Source organism: Streptomyces sp. NPDC096048 (genome assembly GCF_044763415.1).
In the GTDB taxonomy this organism is placed as follows: Bacteria; Actinomycetota; Actinomycetes; order Streptomycetales; family Streptomycetaceae; genus Streptomyces.
Window position 1 is genome coordinate 297,158 of record NZ_JBIWGG010000010.1, and the last position, 24,229, is coordinate 321,386.

The 24,229-nt window shown below is 69.5% G+C and carries 17 protein-coding genes; 10 read left to right on the forward strand and 7 right to left on the reverse strand.

What is annotated here, in order from left to right; translation table 11 throughout:
* Positions 1-108 precede the first annotated feature (108 nt).
* On the forward strand, positions 109-2,562 hold the full coding sequence (locus ACIQ6R_RS27800) for a SpoIIE family protein phosphatase (RefSeq protein WP_404224177.1): 2,454 nt from the start codon (positions 109-111) through the stop codon (positions 2,560-2,562).
* A 337-nt stretch (positions 2,563-2,899) separates the two neighbouring features.
* On the opposite strand, the gene ACIQ6R_RS27805 is transcribed toward ACIQ6R_RS27800, so the two are convergent.
* From ACIQ6R_RS27805 to ACIQ6R_RS27825, 5 genes are read right to left on the reverse strand one after another with little or no spacing between them, the layout of a single operon-like run.
* Positions 2,900-6,082 (reverse strand): glycoside hydrolase family 38 C-terminal domain-containing protein, encoded by a 3,183-nt coding sequence (locus tag ACIQ6R_RS27805; RefSeq protein ID WP_404224179.1) that lies wholly within the window; start codon positions 6,080-6,082, stop codon positions 2,900-2,902.
* A gap of 42 nt (positions 6,083-6,124) precedes the next feature.
* The gene (locus ACIQ6R_RS27810; RefSeq protein WP_404224180.1) at positions 6,125-7,330 is read right to left on the reverse strand and encodes a glycoside hydrolase family 76 protein; all 1,206 of its coding nucleotides are present in this window, start codon (positions 7,328-7,330) and stop codon (positions 6,125-6,127) included.
* A 48-nt stretch (positions 7,331-7,378) separates the two neighbouring features.
* On the reverse strand, positions 7,379-8,200 hold the full coding sequence (locus tag ACIQ6R_RS27815) for a carbohydrate ABC transporter permease (protein ID WP_404224181.1): 822 nt from the start codon (positions 8,198-8,200) through the stop codon (positions 7,379-7,381).
* Positions 8,197-9,156, reverse strand: coding sequence for a carbohydrate ABC transporter permease (locus ACIQ6R_RS27820; protein WP_404224183.1), 960 nt, complete (start codon positions 9,154-9,156; stop codon positions 8,197-8,199). Before ACIQ6R_RS27820 ends, ACIQ6R_RS27815 begins: the two co-directional genes overlap by 4 nt.
* Complete coding sequence (locus ACIQ6R_RS27825; protein WP_404224185.1) at positions 9,153-10,466, reverse strand: ABC transporter substrate-binding protein; 1,314 nt, start codon at positions 10,464-10,466, stop codon at positions 9,153-9,155. The genes ACIQ6R_RS27820 and ACIQ6R_RS27825 overlap by 4 nt, the downstream gene beginning before the upstream one ends.
* A 295-nt stretch (positions 10,467-10,761) precedes the next feature.
* Between ACIQ6R_RS27825 and ACIQ6R_RS27830 the strand changes: the two genes are divergently transcribed.
* From ACIQ6R_RS27830 to ACIQ6R_RS27845, 4 genes are all read left to right on the forward strand, one after another.
* Positions 10,762-12,480, forward strand: a complete 1,719-nt coding sequence (locus ACIQ6R_RS27830; RefSeq protein WP_404224187.1) for a class I mannose-6-phosphate isomerase — start codon at positions 10,762-10,764, stop codon at positions 12,478-12,480.
* Positions 12,477-13,412, forward strand: coding sequence for an ROK family protein (locus ACIQ6R_RS27835; RefSeq protein WP_404224189.1), 936 nt, complete (start codon positions 12,477-12,479; stop codon positions 13,410-13,412). The genes ACIQ6R_RS27830 and ACIQ6R_RS27835 overlap by 4 nt, the downstream gene beginning before the upstream one ends.
* Before the next feature lie 44 nt (positions 13,413-13,456).
* On the forward strand, positions 13,457-14,497 hold the full coding sequence (locus ACIQ6R_RS27840; RefSeq protein ID WP_404224190.1) for a LacI family DNA-binding transcriptional regulator: 1,041 nt from the start codon (positions 13,457-13,459) through the stop codon (positions 14,495-14,497).
* Positions 14,498-14,649: 152 nt separating this feature from the next.
* Complete coding sequence (locus ACIQ6R_RS27845) at positions 14,650-16,005, forward strand: glycoside hydrolase family 125 protein (protein ID WP_404224192.1); 1,356 nt, start codon at positions 14,650-14,652, stop codon at positions 16,003-16,005.
* 44 nt (positions 16,006-16,049) lie between these two features.
* On the opposite strand, the gene ACIQ6R_RS27850 is transcribed toward ACIQ6R_RS27845, so the two are convergent.
* Positions 16,050-16,337: a hypothetical protein gene (locus ACIQ6R_RS27850; RefSeq protein ID WP_404224193.1), complete on the reverse strand. Its 288-nt coding sequence runs from the start codon at positions 16,335-16,337 to the stop codon at positions 16,050-16,052.
* A gap of 491 nt (positions 16,338-16,828) precedes the next feature.
* Between ACIQ6R_RS27850 and ACIQ6R_RS27855 the strand changes: the two genes are divergently transcribed.
* The 4 genes from ACIQ6R_RS27855 to ACIQ6R_RS27870 are packed head-to-tail and all read left to right on the forward strand — an operon-like array spanning position 16,829 to position 19,835.
* The gene (locus ACIQ6R_RS27855) at positions 16,829-17,335 is read left to right on the forward strand and encodes a DUF2617 family protein (protein ID WP_404184886.1); all 507 of its coding nucleotides are present in this window, start codon (positions 16,829-16,831) and stop codon (positions 17,333-17,335) included.
* The gene (locus ACIQ6R_RS27860) at positions 17,332-17,733 is read left to right on the forward strand and encodes a DUF4247 domain-containing protein (protein WP_404224194.1); all 402 of its coding nucleotides are present in this window, start codon (positions 17,332-17,334) and stop codon (positions 17,731-17,733) included. Before ACIQ6R_RS27855 ends, ACIQ6R_RS27860 begins: the two co-directional genes overlap by 4 nt.
* Positions 17,734-17,788: 55 nt before the next feature.
* Positions 17,789-18,226, forward strand: a complete 438-nt coding sequence (locus ACIQ6R_RS27865) for a DUF350 domain-containing protein (protein WP_404184880.1) — start codon at positions 17,789-17,791, stop codon at positions 18,224-18,226.
* A gap of 10 nt (positions 18,227-18,236) precedes the next feature.
* Positions 18,237-19,835 carry a polyamine aminopropyltransferase gene (locus tag ACIQ6R_RS27870; RefSeq protein WP_404224196.1) on the forward strand — a complete coding sequence of 533 codons (1,599 nt, stop codon included), beginning with the start codon at positions 18,237-18,239 and terminating at the stop codon, positions 19,833-19,835.
* 178 nt (positions 19,836-20,013) lie between these two features.
* On the opposite strand, the gene ACIQ6R_RS27875 is transcribed toward ACIQ6R_RS27870, so the two are convergent.
* The gene (locus tag ACIQ6R_RS27875; protein WP_404224197.1) at positions 20,014-22,008 is read right to left on the reverse strand and encodes a flavin monoamine oxidase family protein; all 1,995 of its coding nucleotides are present in this window, start codon (positions 22,006-22,008) and stop codon (positions 20,014-20,016) included.
* Positions 22,009-22,295: 287 nt separating this feature from the next.
* On the opposite strand from ACIQ6R_RS27875, the gene ACIQ6R_RS27880 reads away from it, so the two are divergent.
* Positions 22,296-24,194 (forward strand): NAD-binding lipoprotein, encoded by a 1,899-nt coding sequence (locus ACIQ6R_RS27880; protein ID WP_404224199.1) that lies wholly within the window; start codon positions 22,296-22,298, stop codon positions 24,192-24,194.
* The last annotated feature ends 35 nt before the right edge of the window (positions 24,195-24,229 follow it).

A 24,229-nucleotide genomic window follows, 5' to 3' on the forward strand; every position in this document is an offset into this window, starting at 1 on the left:
TCGCTGCCCGCTCGCCGGAGGCAACCTCGCTGGACGAGCGGTCCTGCGGTTGTGCTCGCCCAGGGGACGGCGGATTCTGTAGGGGACGAACGGGGCTGGTGTGGCGCCATGACTGTTTGGAACACGGACGACGGTGCTGACTTTCGTGGCCCCCTCGACGTCACCAGGGCAGCCACGATGGTCATCGACGCCGACGACACGGTGATCGGGTGGAGCCCGGCGGCGCAGCGGTTGCTCGGTTATCAGCCCCAGGAGATCGTCGGCCGCCCCCTGAGCATGCTCCTGCCGGCCGGCTCCACGCCCTCCGTCCGCTCCCTCACTCCTCACCTGCAGGGGAACGACATCCGCACCGCCCGGCACAAGGACGGGGTGGAGGTGATCGTCGCCATCGCGGCATGCCCCCTGCCGGGCGCCGGCACGGCGGCGCGCGTGCTCGTCGCGGCCGAGCTCAAGGATCTCCGGGTGTGGGACTCCCGGCTGGCCCTGCTGAACGGGCTGGCCACCCAGTCACCCGTCGGCCTGGCCATCTACGACACCGATCTGCGTGTGACCTGGTGCAATACGGCATTCGAACGGGAGATCGGACGGCCGTTCGCCGAGTTCCGCGGGCTTCGGGCCGATGAGCTGTACGCGGAGGGGAGATTCGTGACCAAGGGGCATCCGCCCACCCTTGACGCGGTCATGAACCATGTCCTGGCTACCGGTGAACCTTTTCTGGACTTGCATTTCCAAGGCCGGCCGCCCAGCGATCCGGATACGGTCCACCTCTGGTCCTGTGCCTACTACCGGCTGCAGGACGCCGACGGCCATGTCTTCGGAGTGTGCGAGGACGCGTTCGACATCTCCGATCGCTACAAGGCACAGCGGCGGCTGGCCCTGCTCGTCGAGGCGGGCCTCGGGATCGGAAGCACCCTCGACGTGATGGTCACCGCCCAGAAGATCACCGAGGTGGCGGTGCCGGAGTTCGCCACCACGGTGACGGTCGACCTGGCGAGCGAGGTGCTGGAGGGCGAGGCCCCGGCCACCAGCGGCGCGGCGCCCATGCCTCTGGTTCGGGCCGCCCGCCGCTCGACCGAGGAGCACGACGCCGGGGGGCCGGGAGCGCCGTCCTCCCCGTCACTCGTCCCGGACCGCTCGCCCGTGGAGTACCCGTCCGGTTCGCCGCAGGACCGTTGTCTCTCCTCCGGTGGGCTCGTGCTCGAGAACACGACCCTGGTCGTGCCGCTGCGGGCAGGGGGCGGCATGCTGGGACTCGTCACCTTCGTCCGCGGCGCCGGTGCGGCCACCTTCGACGGCGGTGAGGTGGCGCTGGCCGACGAGCTGGTCGCCCGCACGGCTGTGTCCATCGACAACGCCCGCCGATTCACCCGTGAGCGCACTGCCGCGCTGACCCTGCAGCGCCAGTTGCTGCCGCAACAGTTGCCCGAGGCGTCGGCGGTCGACCTGGCCTACCGGTACCTGCCCACGGACGACGTGACCGGGGTCGGCGGTGACTGGTTCGACGTCATTCCGCTGTCCGGGACCCGGGTCGGTCTCGTGGTCGGGGACGTGGTCGGTCACGGGTTGCAGGCGGCCGCAACCATGGGCCGGCTGCGTACGACCGTACGCGCGTTCGCCCAGATGGACATGGACCCCGTCGAGCTGCTGTCGCGGCTCGACGACCTGGTGGCTCAGTCGGCGGAGGAGCAGTGGGGCGAGATGGGTATGCCGGACGGCACCCACGCCGACGTCACCACAGGGGCGACCTGCCTCTACGCGGTCTACGATCCGGTCTCGCGGCGCTGCGTCATGGCCAGGGCCGGGCATCTGCCACCGGCGGTCGTCGACCCGGACGGCCGGGTGTCCTTTCCGGACCTGCCGGCCGGTCCACCTCTGGGTCTCGGCGGGCTGCCTTTCGAGTCCACGGAGGTCGAACTGCCGGTGGGCAGCCTGCTGGGCCTCTTCACGGACGGTCTGGTCGAGGCCCGCGACCGCGACATCGATCACGGACTCGCCCTCCTGGGACGGGTACTCAGTGACCGGTGCGCGTCCCTGGACGAGCTGTGCGACCGCGCGGTGGCGGAACTCCTGCCGAGCGGATCGACGGCGGACGACACCGCGCTGCTGCTCGTCCGTACCCGCGAACTCGACACCACGCAGGTGGCCGAATGGGAGCTCCCCGCCGAACCGGTCGCCGCGGGCCGGTTCAGGGACCTGACCACCCGGCAACTGCACCAGTGGGGTCTGGAGGAACTGTCGTTCACGACCGAGCTGGTCGTCAGCGAACTGGTGACCAACGCGGTCAGATACGCTGAAGGACCCGTTCAGGTACGCCTTATCCGTGACCGCACCCTGTTGTGCGAGGTCGCCGACACCGGCCACACGTCACCGCATCTGCGCCACAGCGGCGAGGACGACGAGGGCGGGCGAGGGCTGTTCATCGTCGCGCAACTCGTCCAGCGCTGGGGCACACGCTATTCCGGTGCCGGCAAGACCATCTGGACCGAACAGGCTTTCCCGCGCCGGGACGAGAGGTCACCCGGCACGAGCCGGTTCGAGGATGGCCTGGTCCCCGGTCGATAGCCGGTACCGGGCGGTCCGTCGAGGACGGTGGGAGCATACTCGAGCAGTTGGACGAGGACGCAGTTCCTTGCCGGTGGCGCCCGTGATGACAGTTCTGTCCTGGCCCACGTGAGCGGGGTCTCGCCCGTCGGGCCACCCTCGTCCCGAAATTCCGCAAGATCCTGTTGCGCACCGCCCGGAGGCGGACGCGGCCTCGTGCGCGGCGACCATCAGTGATGTGCCGCGGCGGACACGACGGAGGCGAACCGGTCGGACGGCAGCGGCGTCGATTCCGAGCTCCCGGCTGCAGAGGCCCGGCTTTGTGGGCCGGGCCTCGAATTGCGCTGCCGCTCGCAGGTCACCCGTCGTTCGATCTCGCGGGCGCCGCGGCGCTGCGAGCGGTCGAGGAGTGCAGGTGGAGGACGACGGCTGCCGTCCCGAGCGCGGGGACATCCACCGGGACAGCGCCGTCCGGCTCCGGGGCGATGTCATTCGGGACCAGGCCCAGGTAATTGGTGCGGACGGCGCGGGCGACGGTGAAAGGGGTGCTCAGGCGGCAGGTGACGGGGGTGTCGGCCACTGACTGCAGGCGGACCAGGAGTCCGCCGTTGTCGGGGACGGTGACCCCGACGAGACGGACCCTGGAGTCGTCCAGGGTCAGGAACTGTGTCTGGGCCGGGGTTTCGCTCCCGGCGGCGGCTCGGGCGCGTACCGGCACGATCGGGTGGCTGGTGACGGCTGCGACGCGTACGGCGAGCTCGTCGGCGTGAGCGGGGGTGTCCTCCGTGGTCGTGGCGAAGCCGACGCTGTAGCGGAAGACGTGGTCGAACGCCTGTTGGGCGGGGAAGTTCGTGTCCCAGATGTTGTTGTGTACCCAGGAGAAGACGGTGGCCGGCTCTTCCTGGGGCAGTGACTGGGGGTAGGGGACGTAGGGGATGGCGATCCCGCCGAGCTGGACGAGGGGAGCGTCCGCTGTCGCCAGTGCGACGTGGTGGGTGCCGTCGCTCAGGCTGATCCAGCGCCGGACGGCGCGCATATGGGCGGCCGAGCCCGGTACGTTCTCGCGGTCGGTGCCCAGGACACCGCCCGTGGCCTCCGTGTGCACGACAGGACGGTCGAGGGCGAAGGGGAAGGCGAAGAAGGCACTCTCCTTCGTGAGGGTCGCGGTCTTGTCGATCCGGTTTTCTATGTCGATGCGGGCCGCGCGGTGCGGAAGGTGCACCCGCACACGAAGTCGGCGGGTGCCGGCCGGGGCGCATTCGTAGACGATCGTCTGACCGGAGGCGTCCGTGCTTCGGTCGACGAGTGCCGCGGGCGGGGCGGTGCTGCGGGAGGCCAGCAGGTGCATCGAGTCGTCGGCGACGGTCTTGCTGGACTGGTGGTTGAACGCCCCGGCCGTGGCGTATTCGTCGTAGACGTATCCGTTGAAGCCGATGACGGCGTCGGTGCGCACCATCTCGCGACCGGTGCGCTTGTCGATGACGGAGGTGATGCACGCCTGTCCCAGGTCGACGGTGACGCGCAGGTGGCCGTTCTCCAGCACAGTGGCTTCGGCGGGCGAGGTCGTCTTCTCGTCGCGCGGCGCCGAGGGTTCGGCCTCGGTGGCGACGTCCAGACGCACGGCTCCGCAGGCCGGCACGTCCGTGACGGGTACGTTCAGGAAGCGGCCGGCCGCACGGTGGCGTTCGTTGCTCTGGGGCTCTTCCACGAAGGGCAGGGGTGAGCCGGTGCGCGCGTCGAGGACCCGGACCGCGTCGTCGAGAGCGACGGTGATCTCCGGCAGGAAGATCCGGACGGTCTCGTCGCGTGGCCAGCTGCAGGTGTTCACGGCGTAGAAGGACGCCGCCACGTCGTCGGCGGGAGCGAGGGCTTCACCGAGCAGGGCGGAGGCGGCGTCCAGGAGTGTCTCGGCGTCGTCGTGGGCGCGCACGGCCTGGGAGTACTTCCAGTGCCACTGCTTCTCGCCGGAGCCGTGGCCGTGGTCTCCGTGGGTCCAGGGGTCGCCGGCGCCCCAGGTGTGTTCGTTGAACAGCGAGGCGGACCGGTAGACGTCCGGCGCGCCCGCGGTGACGGCCGTACTACCGGGCACACCCATCAGGTGGGCGTACCCGGCCACGGTCTGTGCCTCCGCGAGGGCCGCCTGTCCGCGTCGGGTGGCGGCCAGTGGTACGGCGCCGGCGCCGACCCCGTCGACCCACCAGTCGCTCCAGTCGCCCCGGTAGGTCTCCAGGCGGTCTCCGACGCGCTTCTGCGCGTCCTCGAAGAAGTCCTGGTTGCGGGAGGCGCGCAACCGCGGGTACGCCCACTGTTCGTTCCAACGGCGCACCGTGTCGGAGATGATGCGGCGCGGCGGGCCGTTGTCCGCGAACTTGCCCAGTACCCGCAGGTGCAGGACGTCCCACGGGTAGGGGTCGGCGGTACCGGGAAGGTCGAGGGTGGGGAAGCCGGGGATCCCGCGTCCCTGGTGGGGGTAGGGGAACTGGGCCAAGGCGCTGAGGTAGGCGGGCAGCAGGTCGTCGACGTGGTCGTACGACTCGTCGAAGCCGAGGATCGAGCCCTCCATGTAGGCCAGGCCGTGCGGGGTGTCCGTCCGCCAGACCAGGACGCTGTTGCCGCTCGGCGCCTGCCAGCGGAACAGCCGGGGAAGGTGCTCCCCGCCGACGAGGTGGGGCACGGCGCGGCCCGCCCAGTTGTGCGCCACGGACAGGTAGCGGATGCCGTTGTCCGCGAGTACGTCGGGCAGGCCCACCACCTGACCGGGCACGTCCGTCTGCATGGCCGTGGTGATCTCGATGCCGTACCGGTCGCGCAACTCGGTCACCGGGCGCAGCAGTTCGTGCAGTTCGTCGGTGGAGCAGGTCTCGGTGTGCAGGTTGAACGGCATGGCCGTGAGTTCGACCCGTCCCTCGCGGACCCGGTTCAGGAAGTTCTCCACCTGGCGCCGGGGCCGGCTCGCCCGCCAGTCCTGGAAGGAGTGGAATCCCTCGACTGCCCAGCGGAAACGGGCCGGGTCCGGCCAGTCGTCGGTGGCGTGGCACAGTTCCAGGAGCGAGTCGAGGTAGGCACGGCTCTCGGCCATCACCCGGCCCTGCGGGTCGGTGTAGCCGATGTCCAGGTGGGAGTGCTGCACCAGGTGCAGCGTCCAGTGGCGCTGCGGCCGTGCCTCGAAGGCGAGTCGGGTGCCCTCTTCGAGTTCCGGAAGCTCGATCAGCAGGGAGGTGGGTGCGTCCACCTCCGGGACCAGGAGGCGTGTGTCGCCACCTGGTCCCGGCATGACCTCGCAGTGGACGGGGGTGCCTCCGCCGGTGGTGACGTGCGCCTTGGTGACGTGCCGTCGCGGGAGCCCACTGTCGGGACGGTCCACCCGCAGCCGGATAGACTGCAACAGTCGGCCCGTCCCGTCGTAACGCAGCAGTGGCTCTCCCGACAGCCGCACCTGAAGGCCGCCGAGGCCGACGGTGGTGGCCACACGCTCCTTCAGGATGTCGCGCGCGATGTCGGAGTCCCACCAGGACGGCCGGGTCAGCGGTGGCTTGGGCATGGTGCGTGAGTGTCCTTTGCGATGAGGATGCGGTGGGCCGCGTCAGGAAGGCTGACGGCGCTGGTGCGTGGCGTCGGCGAGGGTGGCGAAGATCTGGACCATGGCCGACTGGTTGAGGGTCGCGGCCGGCGCTGTGGGGTCGTAGTCGCCGCCGTTGGAGGGCTGGAACCGGAACAGGCCGGTGGAGGTGTCGCGGTTGGACCGGTAGGTGCCGTCCGCGTACGCGCTCATGGCCCGCAGGTAGGCGGGGTCGGGGCGGAGTGTGTCCAGGTCGAGCAGGTCCTTGAAGTAGAAGGCGTTGAAGACGGCCGGCTGGTCGTGCAGACGGCTGCCCTCGGTCCAGTACGCCAGCGAGCCGCGGGCGTCCTGCGTGGCCTTCTTCAGGTACTCGGCGTCGCCGGTGCCGCGGTAGAGCGCGGTGGCGGTGCCGATCATGGCACCCGAGTTGTAGGTCCACAGCGTCTCGTTGGTGCTGCCGTCGTCACCGCGGTCGTTGACGTACAGACCGGGTGCCTTGCGCATGCACGAGTACACCCAGCCGTACCACTGTTCCGCCTTGTCGAGGTAGGTGCGGTTGCCGGTGTGCTCGTACAGGCGAGCGGCGAGCTGGGCCGACAGGGCGGTGACGTTGGTGGCCCGGATGTTGTTGCCGGGCGAGTCGTACCAGTCCATTCCGCCCGGACACGTCTTGGTGGTGTCGCCGTCCCAGGCTCGGGAGACGACGGGTACGACCTGTTCGGCCCGGTTCAGCAGGCGTTCGTCGCCGGTTGCCTCGTACTGGTCGAGCTGGGTGAGGGCGACCACGGCGTTGTCGTCGTAGTAGATGTCGCCGCCGGTGCCCAGAGGGGCGGGCAGGTACGACGCGTAGCCCGGGCGCTCTCCGCCGGTGGAGTAGAGCTCGGCCGTGTCGAGCCGCTCGGCCGCGTCGTGCCGGTAGGTGGTCCCGGTGTGCGGCAGTTGCTGCATGTCGACGGCCGCCTGCGCCGCCTCGCGAAACGGCCACAGGTAGGAGTGCTCCGGATCGGTGGGCTGCCGGGGGGTGTGCTCGAGGTACAGCCCGTGGCGGTCCGGGCCCTCGTACAGGTGCTCCTGCAGGGCGCGGTAGGTGCCGGTGGCGCGGTCGGCCCATGCGTCGGAGGAGAGCGGGCGGGTACGTTCGGGGCTCTGGGCGTGTGCGGGAGCGGCGGTCCAGAGCAGTCCGGCGCAGACGACGGGCGCGGTGGCGCGGGTGAGCAGCGATCGCAGCATGGGTGTTTCCCTTCGCGGCAGTCAGGAGGGAGGAGACGGCGTGCGGGCTCAGCGGTGGATCTTGAGGCTGCTGACGAAGAAGCGCTGGGCGGAGAAGAACAGCACCAGAGTCGGCAGCGAGACCAGGAGGGCGCCGGCCAGCACAATGGGCGGCCCGACGTTGGAGTAGTTGCCCTGCAGGTCGGCGAGCGCGGCCATGACCGGCCGGATGTTGCGGCTCGTGACCATGGTGATGCCGAACATCAGGTCGTTCCAGACGGCGACGAACTGGAACACGAACACGGCGATCATGGCGGACCGGGTCAGCGGGACGTGGATCTGCCAGAACACCCGCCACCACGACGCGCCGTCCATGCGCGCGGCTTCCACGACCTCCCGCGGCAGCGTCAGGGCGTAGTTGCGCATGACGAAGAACGCGAACGGGACGGCGATGGCGGTGTAGATCAGCACGAGGCCGATCTGAGTGTCGTACAGCGATGTGTGGGCGTAGGACAGGAACAAGGGCCTGATGAAGACCTGGAGGGGCAGCAGGGTGCCGGAGTAGATGACCCAGAACCACAGTGCCTGCCGTTTGACGGGCATGATGATCGTGGCGAAGGCGGCGAAGCCGGCGATCACCGCGGCGGCCACGGCGCTGACCACGGAGTACAGCAGGCTGTTGCCGAGGGCCGGACCGAGGTTCGCCTTGTCCCAGGCTAGGGACATGTTGTCGAACAGTCCGAAGTCCTGGGGCAGCCAGTGCGGGCTGCCGGAGTAACTCGCGGCGGGCACCAACGCGTTGACGATGAGGAGCCAGGTGGGGATCAGCCACAGCACGGCGAGCGCCGTGATGGCGGTGTTGCGCAGAACTCGACCGAGGGACATCGTCATCCGCCTTTCACGTCGAGTTGGCGCCGCAGGTAGAGCCAGGATGCCGCCAGCACGATCAGAGTGAGGACCACCGCGATCGCCGCTCCCGCGCCGGGCCGCAGTTCCAGGAAGGTCTCGTTGTACATGGACACGGCGAGTGTCTCGGTGGCCCGGCCGGGGCCGCCTTGGGTGAGCACCCAGATCAGGTCGAACGACTTCAGTCCGTTGACCAGGCTCATGCCGATCACAATGATCGACACCGGGCGGAGCTGGGGCAGGACGATGTGCCGGAACTGCTGCCAGCCGCTCGCCCCGTCCAAGGAGCCCGCCTCCAGGGTCTCTGACGGGATGGACTGCAGTCCGACCAGGAAGAGGATGACGGCCACGCCGGTGGCCTGCCAGGCGTTGGCGACGATCATCACGAGGGTGTTGCCGGGCCAGGTCAGCAGCCAGCCCTGGGCCAGCGAGTCGAGTCCGACGCCGGTCAGGACCTGGTTGACGGCTCCGTCGGTGGTGAGCATGAAGTTCCACACCACCGCCACCGCGGACCCCGACAGCGCGTAGGGCAGTACGACGCACAGCCTCGCCAGGCGTGAGAGGCGGCTGGCGTTGGTCATACAGGCGATGGCGAGCCCGAGCACGAACGGGAGCGCGACCGTGCCCACCACCCACATCAACGTGTTCTGGATGGAGCGGGACAGGGCCGGGTCGGAGGCGAACAACGAGTAGTTGTCGAACCAGCTGAACGGCGAGGTCCGGGTGTCGCTGAAGAAGCTGCGGTAGACGGTCCACACGAACGGGGCCAGCAGGAAGAGCGTGACCAGGAGGACGGCCGGAGCCATGAACCCGCCGGCCGCCAGACGCTCGCGCGCCTTCTGCCGCCCGTGTACGAAAGGGGAGCGCCGCTTCACGCGTCGTGGCGCCGTCGGGCCGCCGGTCGCGATCGGAGGGCGTCGGTCGGTCATGGAAGTGCTCATGCCTCGTCTCGCTTCCAGGCCGCCCACTCGTCATGTGCACGCTCTTGCATGCGGCGCAGCGTGGTGGCCGCGGAGGTCTGCCCGGCCATGAATCCGCCGAGGTCGTTGGTGTTGCCCTGGATGAGGCTGGGCGGGCTGGCCTCCCAGTAACGAACCAGCGCCATGCGGCGGTTGCGGCCGATGTCCCGCTGGAGACCTGCCACCACCGGGTTGCTGGAGCGGACCTTGGGGTTGGCGGAGCTGTCCTGCAGGAAGTCGCTCCACACTCGCTGGACGGTCGGGTCGAGCCAGGCTCCGACGTTCGCCATCGCGGCATCGTGTGAGGAAGCGCGGCTGGGCACCACGAAGACGCCCGACTCGGCGATCACACTCTTCGGGAGGGCGGGACGCACCGTCGGAAGGATGAAGGCGCCGTAGTCGGCGCCGGGTTCCATACCCGCCGCCGACATACCGGACGCCTGCCAGGTGCCGTGCAGGAACATGCCCACCGTGCCCTCCTTCAGGGCGCCGGGGCCGCGTGCCTGGTCGAAGTCGGGGGAGGTCATCCAGCCCTTGCGCATGAAGTCGTGCCAGATGTCCATCGCACGACGGGCCGGGGCGTCGGTGTAGGAGGCTTCGCCTGCCACCAGCCGCTCGTAGAAGTGGGGGTCGACCTTGCTGACGAGTTCCTGGAACCACTCGATCGCGGGCCAGCCGCCGACCTGACTGGCGAGGAACGGTGTGATCCTGTTGCGCTTGAGGACGTCGGCGCAATGCAGGAGTCCGTCCCAGCTGGTCGGGGCGGACAGGCCGAGCTTCCGGAACACCGACTTGCTGTAGAAGAGCACGTAGTAGGACTCGTACAACGGGATACCGAAGGCGTTGCCGCGGTAGGAGACGGCCTCGCGTGACGAGCCGCGCACCCACCCTTTGGCCGCGTACCCCTTCCATACACGCGTCAGGTCGGTGAGTCCGCCCGCACGCGCCAGACGCTTGAGCTGGTAGCCGGACGCCCATTTGACGAGGTCGGAGGATTTCGAGGTCTGCAGAGTCATTTGCACGACCTGCTGGTACGAGGTGACCGACGGGTTCGACAGCGGCCTGAGCGAGTATCCGGTGATCTTCCTCAGTTCGCGGCCGGCCGCGCGGTAGCCGTCATCCCAGGTGGCGTTGTCGTTGGAGATGCTCGTGGTTCCCGGCTGCGCGGATGTGCTCGCTCCTCGCGCACAGCCTCCCGCCGTCAGGGTGGCCGCCCCGACGGCCATCCCGGCAAGGAAGCGGCGTCGAGCGAGCGCGACGGCCGCACTGCTGGTCCTGCCCGCTGCTGACATTGATCACCTTCACTGAATCGGGCCCTCTGTGTGGCCGGATGTGAATCACTGGGAGGCAGGACGCCGGAGGACCCCGGGGCTACCCCAGTCCGTGTTGCGTGGAGGTTAACGACACCATTCCGAAGCTGACAAGGCTTTGCGGCGAAGAGAATCAGCACTTGAGTGCGCATCTCTGGAAAACGCCTGTTCAAAGAGGTTCAGGCCCTACCAAGAGAATTCGGAGCGAGCGTGGACACCTTGAGACAGTCGCTGTTATCGTTAACGTCCCCCTCTTGGTACCGAGTAAGGAGCAGATGTGCCCGCGTCTCGTTCGTACGATCCCCTTCCCAGCTACCAGCCGGTCGCCGGGAAGGTGGCTGCCGGCTGGGCGCCCCTGGCCGCGGACCTGCCGCTCGGCCCGCTCGTCCTGGCAGTGGACGGGCCGGCGGCCCTCGACTGGGCCGCCCTGACCGATGGCCTCGCGGAGGCCGTGGGCGCCGCCGGCCGCGCCGTGGATCTGTTCGATGTCCGCGACCACTACGCTCCGGCGGCTGACGAACGGGTGGCCGCCCGGCCCGTCCACGCCGGTGAGCCGTTCTTCATTCCGCTGTCCCGGGCGAGTGTCGCGGACCTGTTCGACTCCGCCCCGCAGCCCGAGCGGCCCACGCGGGACGGAGTGGTGGTGGTGTACGGGCCTGGTGCGTCATTGTGCGGCCCGGACGTGCTGTGGTACGCCGACCTGCCGAAGCGGTACGCCGAAGCGGCCGTGGCGAAAGGGGACCTGCCGGTCGGTGTCAACCTGGGGCGCCCCGCCGAACCCGGCGATCTGGTGCACCTCTTCTACACCGACTGGCCCGTTCTGGACCGTCACCGCGACGCCATCGCCGGACGTGTCGACCGTTGGATCGACGTACAGAACACGGCCTGCCCGGCCTCACTGGACGGCGCCTCGCTGCATGGCACCCTGGCACACCTGGCACGGGGCCCGGTACGCACCCGGCCGTACTTCAACTCCACCCCGTGGGGCGGCCAGTGGGCGGCGAGTGAACTCGGCTTCACCCCGCAGGCGGGCAACACGGCGCTCGGCTACGAGCTGATCGCGCCCGAGGCGGGGGTCCTGGTCGGCGAGAGGGGCGAAGCACAGGTGGAGCTCCCGTTCCAGCTGCTGTGCGTCGAGCATCCCGGGGACATGCTCGGTGAGGACGTGCACCGCCGGTTCGGCACCTCCTTCCCGATACGCTTCGACTACCTCGACACGATGGGCGGCGGCAATCTGTCCCTGCACCTCCATCCACGTGAGCAGTACATGCGCGAGGTGTTCGGCTGGCCGTACACGCAGCACGAGACGTACTACGTGACGGCCGCCGAGGACGGCGCCCAGGTGCTGCTCGGCCTCACCGAGGAGGCGGACGTCGAAACCATGCGACACCAGGTGGAGGAGGCCATCGCCGACGGCACCCCGATGCCCGTCGGGGACCACGTCCAGTCGCACCCCGCGACGGTGGGCCAGTTGTTCATGATCCCGGCGGGCACTCCGCACGCCTCCGGCGCGGGCAACCTGGTGCTGGAGGTGAGCGCCACCCCGTACCTGTACTCCCTGCGGTTGTACGACTGGCTGCGCAAGGACGCCGCCGGAGCGTCCCGGCCCCTGCCCTACGAGCACGGCTTCGCCAACTTGGACACCGCACGGCGCGGGGATGACGTGACGAAGGACCTCATCCAGCAGCCGCGTACACTGCGGGCCGGCGGCGGCTGGCGCGAGGAGGTCATCGGCGCGCTGCCCGAGATGTTCTACGCAGTGCACCGCCTCGTCGTCGAGCAGGGCGCCGAGATCCTTGACGACACCGCGGGCCGCTTCCACATACTCAACATCGCCGCGGGCGAAGGCGCCGTCATCGAGACCCGCGACGGCCGCACGCATGATCTGGCCTTCGCGGAGACCATCACCATCCCCGCCGCGGTCGGCCCGTACCGCATCCGCGCACTGGGCGGCGACGAGGTGCGGATCGTGAAGGCGCTGGTGGTCGAACCGTGACCACGGCCCCGTCGGGGCGGTCCTCAGCGCCGGTCCCGGTCCTCGACGTCGGCGGTACGCATGTCACCGCCGCGCTCGTGAACCCCGCCACGAGCCGCCCTGTCCCCTCCACCGTGATCCGCGGGCCTCTCAGTTCGCACGCGGCAGCCGAAGACATCCTCGACACCATTGCCCTGACCGCCCTGGCACTGCCGTCCGGGCACAGCATGCGGTGGGGCGTGGCGATGCCCGGCCCCTTCGACTACGCCACCGGCATCGGCCACTTCGCCGGCGTGGGGAAGTTCGAGTCCCTGTCCGGCGTCGACGTGGGGGCCGGGCTGCGCGAGCGGCTGACCGGCCGGTCCGAACGGCTCTGCTTCCTCAACGACGCCGACGCGTTCGCCGTCGGCGAGCACCGCTCCGGGGCAGCCGCGGGTCACGACCGTGTCGTCTGCCTGACGCTGGGCACAGGGGTCGGATCCTCGTTCCTGTCTGCCGGACGTCCGCTCCATACCGGCCCCCTGGTCCCGCCGAGCGGACACGTGCACCATCTGACGGTACGAGGCGGGCCGCTGGAAGACACGGTCTCCCGGCGCGGTATCCGCGCCCACTTCGCCCGCCTCTCCCCCGCGGGGCGTGATCAACACGTCCCCGACGTCCGCGAGATAGCCGCACGCGCCACGAGGGGCGACACCGCCGCGGCAGAAGCCTTCCGCTACGCTTTCGACGCACTCGGTCAGGCCCTGGCTCCATGGATCGACCGCTTCCGAGCCACCGCGGTGGTCGTCGGCGGCTCCATGGCTCGGTCGTGGCAATTGATCCACCCTGCGCTCACCAGAGGGCTGGCCTCGGCCGGCAGTCCGGAGGTACCTGTTCTACCGGCCCGATGGCCCGAAGAGGCACCCTTGATCGGGGCCGCCCGCTGGGCACAGGGCGTACCGGACGCCGTATGAGGGCCACGGCGCCGGCACAGGCAGACAGAGAAAGGGGCAGGAGCATGACCGCTCGCCGGGGCAGCGTGCCGACCATGCACGACGTCGGCAAGCTCGCGCAGGTCAGCGCCATGACCGTCTCACGCGTACTCAAGAACGACCCCGGAGTGTCGGAAGCGACCCGAGAGCGGGTCTTCGCGGCGGTCGACCGCCTGGGATACCGCCGCAATCAAACCGCACGCAGCCTCCGCCTCGGGGGCAGCGGGATGATCGGCCTCGTCGTCACCAATCTCGCCAACCCCTTCTACTCACGCCTCGCCCTCGGCGTCCAGGAGATCGCGACCGAGTACGGCTTTCGGGTGCTGCTCAGCAACTCCGGCGAGCAGGCCGACCGCGAACCCGAAATCATCGACGGGCTGGTCGATCACCAGGTCGAAGGGCTGATCGTCGTTCCGGCCGGCAGCCGTCAGCAGCACCTGGCCGGCGCCATGCGGCACGTCCCGGTCGTCCTGGCGGCACGACCGCCCGCCGGACTCGACACCGACTGCGTACTGGTCGAAGACTTCCACGGCGCACGTGAAGCCACCGCATGCCTCCTCGCCGAGGGACAGACCCGCATCGCCTTTCTCGGCAACCCGCCGGCGCTCTACACCGGTGCCGAACGCCTGCGCGGATTCTGGGCGGCACACGAAGAAGTCGGCATCGAGCCGGACAACGCCCTGATCCGCCAGGGACTGGTCGATTCCGCGACGGCGGAACGGGCAACCCTCGAACTGCTCGAACAGGCCGAACGCCCCACTGCGCTGTTCTGCACCAACAACCGCATCAGCCAGGGTGCGATCCGGGCCCTGTACAAGGCCGGAGCCACCCTTCCACTGGCAGGCTTCGACGACTTCGACCTCTCCGACGTCCTCGGTCTGCCACTGACTCTCGTCTCCTACGACGCCGACGAGGTCGGCCGCCAAGCCGCACGTCTGCTGATCGACCGTCTCGAGCACCGGGACACAGCGCCGCCGGCCTCCCGCCGCGTCACTGTGCCCACCCGCGTCGTCCGCCATGGCGCACCCTCCGGGAACTGGCCGAGGCACCCGTCCGCCAGCGCCTGAGCAGCTCCGTCCAGGTCGCGTACCCGCGACGGCGGCCCAGGCCTGCCGTCCTGCCCTGCGGCGCATACCGGACGCCACCGCGACGGGCCTCGCCGCCCGTGCCGCCCGGTGATCCAGGGCCATCAACCAGTAGACCGCCGAAAGGCTGACCCATGGGTTTCCCCACCAGCGTCAAGGACCACCCGATCGTCCGGCGGGCGGTCCAGCACCTGGACGACCTCGGCGACCCGCGCTTCGGCCGGACGCTGACGCGCTGCCTCGACGACACCTTGGCTCGCACCATCCGGCCGCTGTCCGACGGCACCGCCTTCGTCGTGACCGGCGACATCCCCGCCATGTGGCTGCGCGACTCCTCCACACAGATGATGCCTTACCTGGCACTTCTGCAGGACAACAGCGCCCTGCAGGACCTCCTGCTCGCCGTGTTGCGTCGTCAGTTCCACTACATCGCACTCGACCCCTACGCCAACGCCTTCAACGCCGAACCCTCCGGGCGAGCCCATGACCCGCACGACCTGTGCGAGGACCCCTGGGTGTGGGAAGAGAAGTACGAGGTGGACTCCCTCGCTTTCCCGCTCCTGCTGGCCCACCGCTTCTGGGCGGCGACCGGACGCACCGACCACATCTCCCGGACGCTGCGGACAGCGCGCATCGTCATCGCGGTGTGGCGCACGGAACAGGAGCACGAACGCCTCTCCACATACCGCTTCCGACGCCGGAACTGCCCCCCGGGCGACACCTTGGACAACGCGGGACGAGGAACGCCTGTCACACGGACCGGCATGACCTGGAGCGGGTTTCGGCCCAGCGACGACGCCTGCGTGTACGGCTACAACATCCCCGCGAACCTGTGTGCCGCCGCCGCCCTCGACGGCACCGCCGAACTGGCCCACCACGTCCACGACACGGAACTCGCCGAAAGCGCGACCCTACTGGCGGCGGAGCTGCGAGCAGCCACGATGCGACACGGCACCGTGCATCACCCGCGGTTCGGCTTGATCTACGCGTACGAGGTGGACGGCAAGGGCAACGCGCTGCTGATGGACGACGCCAACATGCCCGGTTTGCTGTCCCTCCCCCTGGTCGCGAACGTTCCCGCCACTGACGCGGTGTACCGCGCCACCCGACGGTTCGTCCTCTCGTCGGCGAACCCGACCTGGCACCGGGGTGCGGCGGCCGAAGGCATCGGCAGCCCGCATACGCCGGATGAGCACATCTGGCCCATCGCCATCGCCGTGCAGGGACTGACCAGCACTGACCGGACCGAGCGAATCGCGGCCCTCAGGGCACTGCTTTCGACCGACGCTGGCACCGGTCAGATGCACGAGTCCTTCCACAAGGACGACCCCAGCAGATTCACCCGCCCGTGGTTCTCCTGGGCCAACGCCATGTACGCCGAACTCGCGCTGGACGTAGCCGAGCTCGGCACGCGGCCCCTGTGGGGCTCCCGGCTTGCGCGGGGCTCAATCGCTACCGAACTCGATCAGGCTCGGACCGGCCATCGGTGACGGACACCGTCCAAGCGTATCCGGGCTGAAGGGCTCCCTGCGGATCATCTGTCCTGCCGACGATGTCGTAGCCGGTGGACTCGATGTACTTCCGGGTACCCGTCTTGTACTGCACTGTGGTGCGATTCCAGCTCTCGGGCGGCCGCGCGGTCGCTCAGCCAGGACGGCGGATTGGCCATGTCCTCGAGGAATGCGTGGTCGGCGTCTAGATCGGTGTAGACGCCGACCTGGGCGAGGTTCTCGACCGCTGCCTCCCGCTTGTCCTCACCGAGGCCGGTGAGGAAGAAGGCCTCGACACCATGGTCCTTGGCGTACTCGATCAGCTCGGGCACGCCGAGGACGGCCGGGGCGTCGATCTCGGCGCGACGAGCTGCCCGATGTTGTGGGGTTCGTGACAGCGGGGAGCGCCCCGACCAGTTCCGTGTCATGTGGACCATGCACGGCACATACCGGGGCACGCCCACGTTCGGCGCTCTGACCCGGCAGCCGGTGACCGTGCTCGGCGTCTGCCAGTTCCAGATCCAGAACCTCCGGATCGCGCGGGAGTACCGCACGTACGACGAGATCTCGCTGCGCACGCCCAGATCAAGGCGACGCGCGGGGACGGACCCGAGGTGGACGCCAACATCTACCGAGCCGCACACACCGGAGCCCCCGTCGGACACCACCGGCGGGGGCTTCGCGCCGGCTACCGCGTTCTCGAGGAAGTCGGACGACAGGGTGGCGGATGCGCAACCGCGAGGGGACCCCCTGCCGTTCAGTCTCCGCGGCCCTCGTGTGCCATACTCAGCGCCGCTCGTAACAAAATCGGACCGGGGGCCGTATGCACGTCCAACCCTTGCAAGCCCCCTATCTCGACACGGCCGCTGACCAGCTCTGCTTCTCCCTGGACCTGACCGAACGGCCGGCGCTCGCCGAGCGTGAGGTGCTCGTGGGGGGACTGACCGTACGGATGAGACTCCTCGGTGCCTCGCACCAGGTCTTCGCCGGTCCCGTGCGGGAGACGGTGGCCTGTCTGCCGGGGGCCGCCAGGGGGCTGCCATCCCGACTCACCCGGCAACAGGCGGGCTGGACCTACGACTTCGGCGCCACCACGGCCCGCCTCGACCCCCCTGAGTTCGGCCCGCGGGTCGCTGGGATCCTCGACCGGGCGGCCGCCGCGGAGCACGGTCTGTGCGGAGTCTTCCCCGGTTCACCACAGGCGGTGACTGCCGTAGTAGTCGAGACGTCCGACGAGGCGTCCCGTACCGGACTGGTCTGGCGCACCTGGCACACCTATCCGCAGGACGGGCAGATCGTATCGACGCGCACCCGGCTGGAGGCCCGATGAACAGTGCCCGACTCGTCCGCGGAGCGGTGGCGGCCGCGCTGGTGACGATTCTGCTCTCGGCCTGTTCCAGCGACGGGGACGACGGCGTCCCGCGATCCTGGATACGTGAGACCTACACCGTCAGCGGATCCCGGTGGCTCGACAAGGACAGTTCCCCGGCCCGGGTCGCCGACGCGATCCACGACCATCGCAAGGCCCTCGACCGCTCCTCCGGCGGTGGCATGCGCTTCCTGCGCTACGGCGACGACATGGTGACCGTCTCGCCTCACCGGGGCGGCAGCATGATCGAGATCGAGGACTACCGCAACGGTTACCGGCGCCACAAGCAGCACCTCGTCAACTGGCCCAACCCGAACAGTCAGAGTTACCGCGGCGGCGGCCCCGGTGAAGGCAAGTGACACCGGCACCGCACCCTCTCTCCACTCCGACGACGTCCTCCAGAAAGGCAACCCAGTGACCGAGATCTTCGAGTCGGCCGGCCAGGCCCTGCTCTACGGAGTCGTGGGCCTCGCCGTGATGGCCGTCGGCTTCGTCGCCCTCGACCTCGTCACGCCCGGCAAGCTCTTCCACGTGGTGTGGCGGGACCGCAACCGCGGGGCGGCCGTACTGCTGGGCAGCCAGTCTGTCGCGGTGGGCCTGGTCATCATGGAGGCCATCCGGGCGAGCGAGTCGGAAAAGGGGCTGGGCCAGGGTCTGCTCAGCACGCTCCTCTACGGCCTGGCCGGCGTGCTGGTGATGACGTTGGTCGGCATCGTGATCGGCATTCTCACTCCGGGCCAGATGGGCGCGGTCGCCCTGGAGGACGGTGACGACCGCCCGCACCCCGCCGCATGGGTCCAGGCCGGCATGTACCTGGGCACGGCCTTCATGGTTGGCGCGGCCCTCTCCTAGGACCGCACTCATGAGTTCCACCGCACTGGACGACCGCGACACCGCGACTCCTCCGCGCCCCCCGACCGCCCGTCCCACTCGGGGAGCGCGGTTTCTCCTGCTGCTCGCCGTCTTCCTCTGTGCGGCCTGCGGCCTCGTCTACGAACTGGCCCTGACCGCACTGGGCAGTTACCTCATCGGCAACTCGGTGCTCCAGACCTCCGTGGTCATCTCCGTGATGGTCTTCGCCATGGGTGTCGGCTCGCTGGCCGCCAAACCGTTGCGCAGCCGCGCCGTCGTCGCGTTCGCGGTGGTGGAGGGGGTGCTGGCCCTGATCGGCGGCCTGTCCGTCCTCGGGCTGTACGCGGCCTTCGCCTGGCTCCAGCTCTACATGCCCGCGATGATCGTGGTGTCCCTGGTGGTCGGCACATTGATCGGCGCCGAGATACCACTGCTGATGACCCTGCTGCAACGGATCCGCCGGCAGGAGGCGAGCAGCGCCGTCGCCGACATGTTCGCCGTCGACTACATCGGCGCCCTCGTCGGCGGACTGTGCTTCCCGCTGTTCCTGCTGCCGACCTTCGGCCAGTTGAAGGGCGCGCTGGTGGTCGGCGTGGTCAACGCCGTCGCGGGGGTCATCGTCGTGGTGTTCATCTTCCGCCGCGAACTCCGCCGCGTGGTCCGGGTCGGCCTGCTGACAGGCGTCGCGGCGGTGCTCGCCGTGCTGGGCGCGACATACGTGCTGGCGGACGACCTGGAGGTGAACGCACGCCAGCACATGTACGCGGACCCCATCGTGCACTCCGAGACCACGCCGTACCAGGACATCGTGATCACCCGCGCCACCGCCTTCACCGGAGACCCCGACATTCGGCTGTTCCTCAACGGCGACCTCCAGTTCAGCTCCGTCGACGAGTACCGCTACCACGAGTCCCTCGTCCATCCCGCGCTGTCGGGCCGCCGCTCCGACGTACTGATCATGGGCGGTGGCGACGGACTCGCGCTGCGCGAGGTGCTGCGGTACGAGGACGTCCGGCACGTCACCCTGGTCGAACTGGACCCGGCCATGACCCGGTTGGCACGGACCTACGCACCGCTGCGCTCGCTCAACCGCGGCGCGCTGGACGACCCGCGGGTCGACGTCGTCAACGCCGACGCCTTCAACTGGCTTCGCGAGGCCCGGCAGAAGTACGACGCGGTGATCATCGACTTTCCCGACCCGGACTCGGCGTCGCTCGCCAAGCTGTACTCGGTGGAGTTCTACCATCTGCTCGGCCACGTCCTCGCCCCGGACGGCAGGTTGATGGTGCAGAGCGGGTCGCCGTTCTTCGCCCCGAAGACGTACTGGTCGATCGCGAAGACGATCGAGACGGCGGGCTACGCGACGACGCAGTTCCAGGCCGACGTGCCGAGCTTCGGCAACTGGGGGTTCGTGCTCGCCGCCCACGGCACCGAATCCCCGCCGCTGCGGCTCGCCACGGATGTCCCGAAGCTGCGGTACCTGGATGACGCGGTACTCAGGGCGGCGGCCGTGTTCCCCGTCGACCGCCGCCGTACCGACGTACGGCCGAGCACCCTGATGGACCCCGCGGTCCTCGAATACGTCCTGGACGAGTGGCGCAACTACTGAGCCCCGGCTCGCCCGTGGGACCGCCGGGGCGAACCAGGTGTGTCGTCGGCGGCCATCGGCTGCTCCCCCTCGGGGGAGCGCGCTCCATGTGAGATGACGGAGTCGCCGCGCAACCCATGTTGACCGGCGACGTCTCGGCTCGTCGTCGAGCAGCCGGCTCCGCTGGGGCCGGGTCGGCTCACTCGGTGTGGATCTCCAGAGCGGTGCGCACGGCGGACTCCACCGCTCCCTCGATCCACGCCGGTTTGACGGACGTGTGGTCTCCGGCGAAGTGCAACGGCCCTTCGGCCGCGGGGATGGAGGGCAGCAGCTCCGTGTGCTGACCGGGCAGGAGAACGGACGCCTCCCCGTAGGCGTAGGGGTCGCGCAGCCAGCTCTGCGTGCGGCCCGCGCCGGTGTAGAAGACCTCGATGCGCTGGCCGTAGACCTGCTGGAGGCCGCACAGAGCGTGCGGGTACCGCGCCTCGTCGTCCAGGGAGTCCCATCGCAGCGCGTCGTCCGCCCAGCTGTAGCTGGCCAGGATCACACCCCCCGCGCTGCCCGCGACCGGATGGGAGGGGTTGAACATGAACCGGTTGGCGTTGTCCGAGACCGAGCCGCCCCCCACGACGTCGGCTGCCTCCGGCTGATCCCGGGCGACCGCGCGGTTGGCGGCGTAGTGGGTGCGCTGACCCGCTGTGATGTGCCCGTCGGGCACGGAGGGATGCGCCCCGAGCAGGCTGCCGTCCGCGGCGGCCCGGCCGGTGCGGTAGGCGTCGTACAGACCCGGGTCGATGGCGCGCAGCTCCCGCTTCCAGTCGGCCTCGTCGAACTCCCACCAGCGGCGGCTGAACTCCAGCAGCACCTTGGTCGCGCAGTCGTAGTGCAGTTCGCAGACCGCCCGGCGCTTCCGGTACGACATGGGCGGGTCGATCTGTACGTGGCGCAGCCCGGAGAACGGCACCGTGACCACGGCGACGTCCGCGGTGAACTGTTCCCGCACGACGGGGCCGTCGCGGCCCTCTGACACGGTGTCCACCCACACGTGCGGGCCCTTGCTCCGGACATGCTCGGCATCCGGGGCGGGGCGGTCGGGGTGGTGGTACTGGATACGCGTGACCCGGCGGTCGAAGCGCACCTCCTCGCGTACGCGTTCCAGCAGCGCGTCCGGCAGTACGGCCGTGCCGCCCTCCAGTTCGTAGAAGGGCGTGTCGGGACTGATGAGGGAGGAACCGATGAAGCTGTGGATGAAGGACAGCGGCAGGCGTGAGGTGAGGTTCTCCAGGGTGCCGATCAGGTCGATGGTCCGTTCGTCGAGGTCGGCGTGCTCGGTGAGGAAGCGGAACATCGACCAGTCACCGAACCGCTCCACCACGCGTGCCCAGCCCTTCAGCCGCTCCGGGAGCGCCTTGTCGACCCGTTTGCCGTCGCGGTCGACGTAACTGAACTCGTCGCGCACCGGGTCCAGCGCGGAGCTCAGGATGGCGGCGGCAGGGGTGTCCCAGTGGGCCTTGGGAACGCCGAACGACCGGTTCACGCGCCGGGGCGCGCGGGCGTACTCGGCGCGCCGCACGCGGATGCCGTTGACGTGGATCCAGGTGCGGTTGGCGGGACGTCCCTCACTGTCGACGTCGACGTAGTGGAAGCGCCGCTTCTTCAGGCCGAACTGGTCGATCAGCTCCATCACCAGAGGATGGCTGCCCGGGATGCGCATGGCACCCGCCTCGGCGTACTGGCGGGGATCGGCGAAAGGCTGCTCGGCGCGCTCGTGGCCGCCGCCGCGGAAGGTCTTGACGCGTCCGCCCGCCCGGTTGCCGTTGGCCTCCAGCACCGTCACACGGTGACCAGCCCTCTTCAGCAGCCAGGCGGTGACCAGACCGGCCGGCCCGGCACCGATGACCAGGACGTTCTTGGGTCGTGTCCGTCGCTGAGCCGGCAGGCCCTTCCGCAGGACGCGTCGGTAACCCGGCACGAGGGGACGGTCGTCGGAGTCCAGTACCAGCAGTGCGCGAGCGACGGTGAGACACCGCTCGGAGTCGGTGTCGCGGCTGTCGCTCGGAGCGGCCGGTGCGGGCAGCGCCGTGGCGACACCGCCGGTGAGGGCGGTGGCCACCGTGGCCGCGCCGGCCACCGTCGCGAAGCTCCTCCGCGTCAGACCGCCATCGGAACGCACCGCCGTGTGATCTTCAGTCATGGCGGTCTTTGTACCGGCGTCAGCGGTCGGGTGCCCGCCCTTCGCTCAGCCGTTGACTCGAAGGAGCGAAGGGCGCGCCGGTCCTGACGTCACCGCAGGTCCGCCGCCGTGAACGGCTCGGTGTCCCCGAAGGGATGAACGTTGATCGAACTCCGAACGCCGCGAAGATCGGTCCCACACACTGCGACATGCGTGTCCACATCCGTGCTCTCCGCGGGCCTGCGCGGTGCATCGCCCTGCGGTGCGGACGCGGCTTCGCGAGAGCGCGAGGCGATGGAGGGGGAAGGGTGGCGCAGCGGCGCACTCCGTTCGGTGACAGAGCCCGTTACTGGTTCGACAGCACGCTGACCCGCGGTGCCGCCGCTCTCGTCGGCTGGATGGCCCTGCTGTGCCTGGCCGTTGTCGTGCCGGCCAGTGCGGTGCTGGTGTGGACCGACCCTGATGTCCCGGCGACCCTGGCGGGCCGGCTGTCGGAGGTGTGGCGCCTCACCGGGGAGACACTGCGGCTGGGCGGTGCGACGGGCACGCCGCTGCAGGCGACGATGTCGGTCCTGCTCGCACTGGTCACTCTGCTGTACGTCTCCACGCTGGTCGGCCTGATCACGACGGCGCTCACGGAGCGGCTCACCGCGTTGCGGCGGGGCCGCTCCACCGTGCTCGAGCAGGGGCACGCGGTGGTCCTGGGGTGGTCGGAACAGGTCTTCACGGTGGTGAGCGAGCTGGTGGCCGCCAACGCCAACCAGCGACGCGCGGCGGTTGTGGTGCTGGCCGACCGGGACAAGACCGTCATGGAAGAGGCCTTGAGCACGAAGGTGGGCTCTTTCGGCCGTACGCGGCTGATCTGTCGCAGCGGCCCCACCACCGACCCGGCCGTGCTCCCCCTGACCAGCCCGGCCACGGCCGGTGTCGTGCTGATCCTGCCCCATGACGAGCCCGACGCCGACGCCGAGGTGGTGAAGACGCTGTTGGCGCTCAGGGCCGCGCTGGCCGGGGAGGGAGACCGGCCGCCCGTCGTCGCCGCAGTCCGGGACGACCGGTACCGCCTGGCCGCCTCTCTCGCCGCCGGCCCTGGTGGCATCGTGCTGGAGAGCGACACCGTAACCGCCCGGCTGCTCGTCCAGGCCGCTCGCCGCCCCGGGACCTCCCTCGTCCACCAGGAACTTCTCGACTTCGCCGGCGACGAGTTCTACCTGACCAGCGAACCGGCCTTGACCGGACGCCGGTTCGCCGACGCGCTGCTGTCCTACTCGATGTCGAGCGTCGTCGGGCTGATGCGAGGTGGCACTCCGCTGCTGAACCCGCCGCCGGACACGCCCATCGCTCCGGACGACCTGCTCGTCGTCATCTCCCGCGACGACGACACGGTCTGGCTGGACGACTGCGCGGATCTGGTCGAGAAGTCGTCGATGGCCTCCGGCCCTTCGGCACCCGCCCGAGCGGAGCGGATTCTCCTGCTGGGCTGGAATCGCAGGGCGCCGCTCATGGTCGACCAGTTGCACCGCCGCGCCCGGCCCGGATCAACCGTCGTCGTGGTGGCGGACCGGGGGGAGGCGACATTCCGGCAGGTGAGCGAGGTCGACGCCCACAGCGGGACGGACCTGAGCCTGACACTGCACCACGGAGACGTCACCCGCCCCGAGACCCTGCGGCGTCTGGACGTTCACTCCTACGACAGTGTGATCGTGCTCGGTCGGGATCCGCTTCCCGGACAACCGCCCGATGATCCCGACAACCGCACACTCGTCACCCTCCTGCTTCTGCGCCGGCTGGAAGAAGCCACCGGACGCGAACTGCCGGTCATCACCGAACTGATCGACGACCGAAACCGGGCGCTGGCCCCCCTCAGCCCCGGAGCCGACGTGATCATCAGCGGCAAGCTCATCGGCCTGCTCCTGGCGCAGATCTCCCAGAACCGGCACCTGGCCGCGGTGTTCGAGAAACTGTTCTCCGCCGAGGGCAGCGGGGTGCGCCTGCGACCGGCCACCGACTACGTGCTGCCGGGGAGTGAGACGGCCTTCGCCACAGTCGTGGCGGCGGCACGCGATCGCGGTGAATGCGCCATCGGTTACCGAAGCCACGACGACGCGTCCACGAGTCCCGGCTACGGCGTGCGGATCAATCCGCCCAAGGGTGAGCGGCGCCGCTGGGCGGTCGAGGACCAGGTGGTCGTCGTCGGCAAGGACTGACGTACGGCTTCGGCGGAAGGGGGCACGCCCGGCAC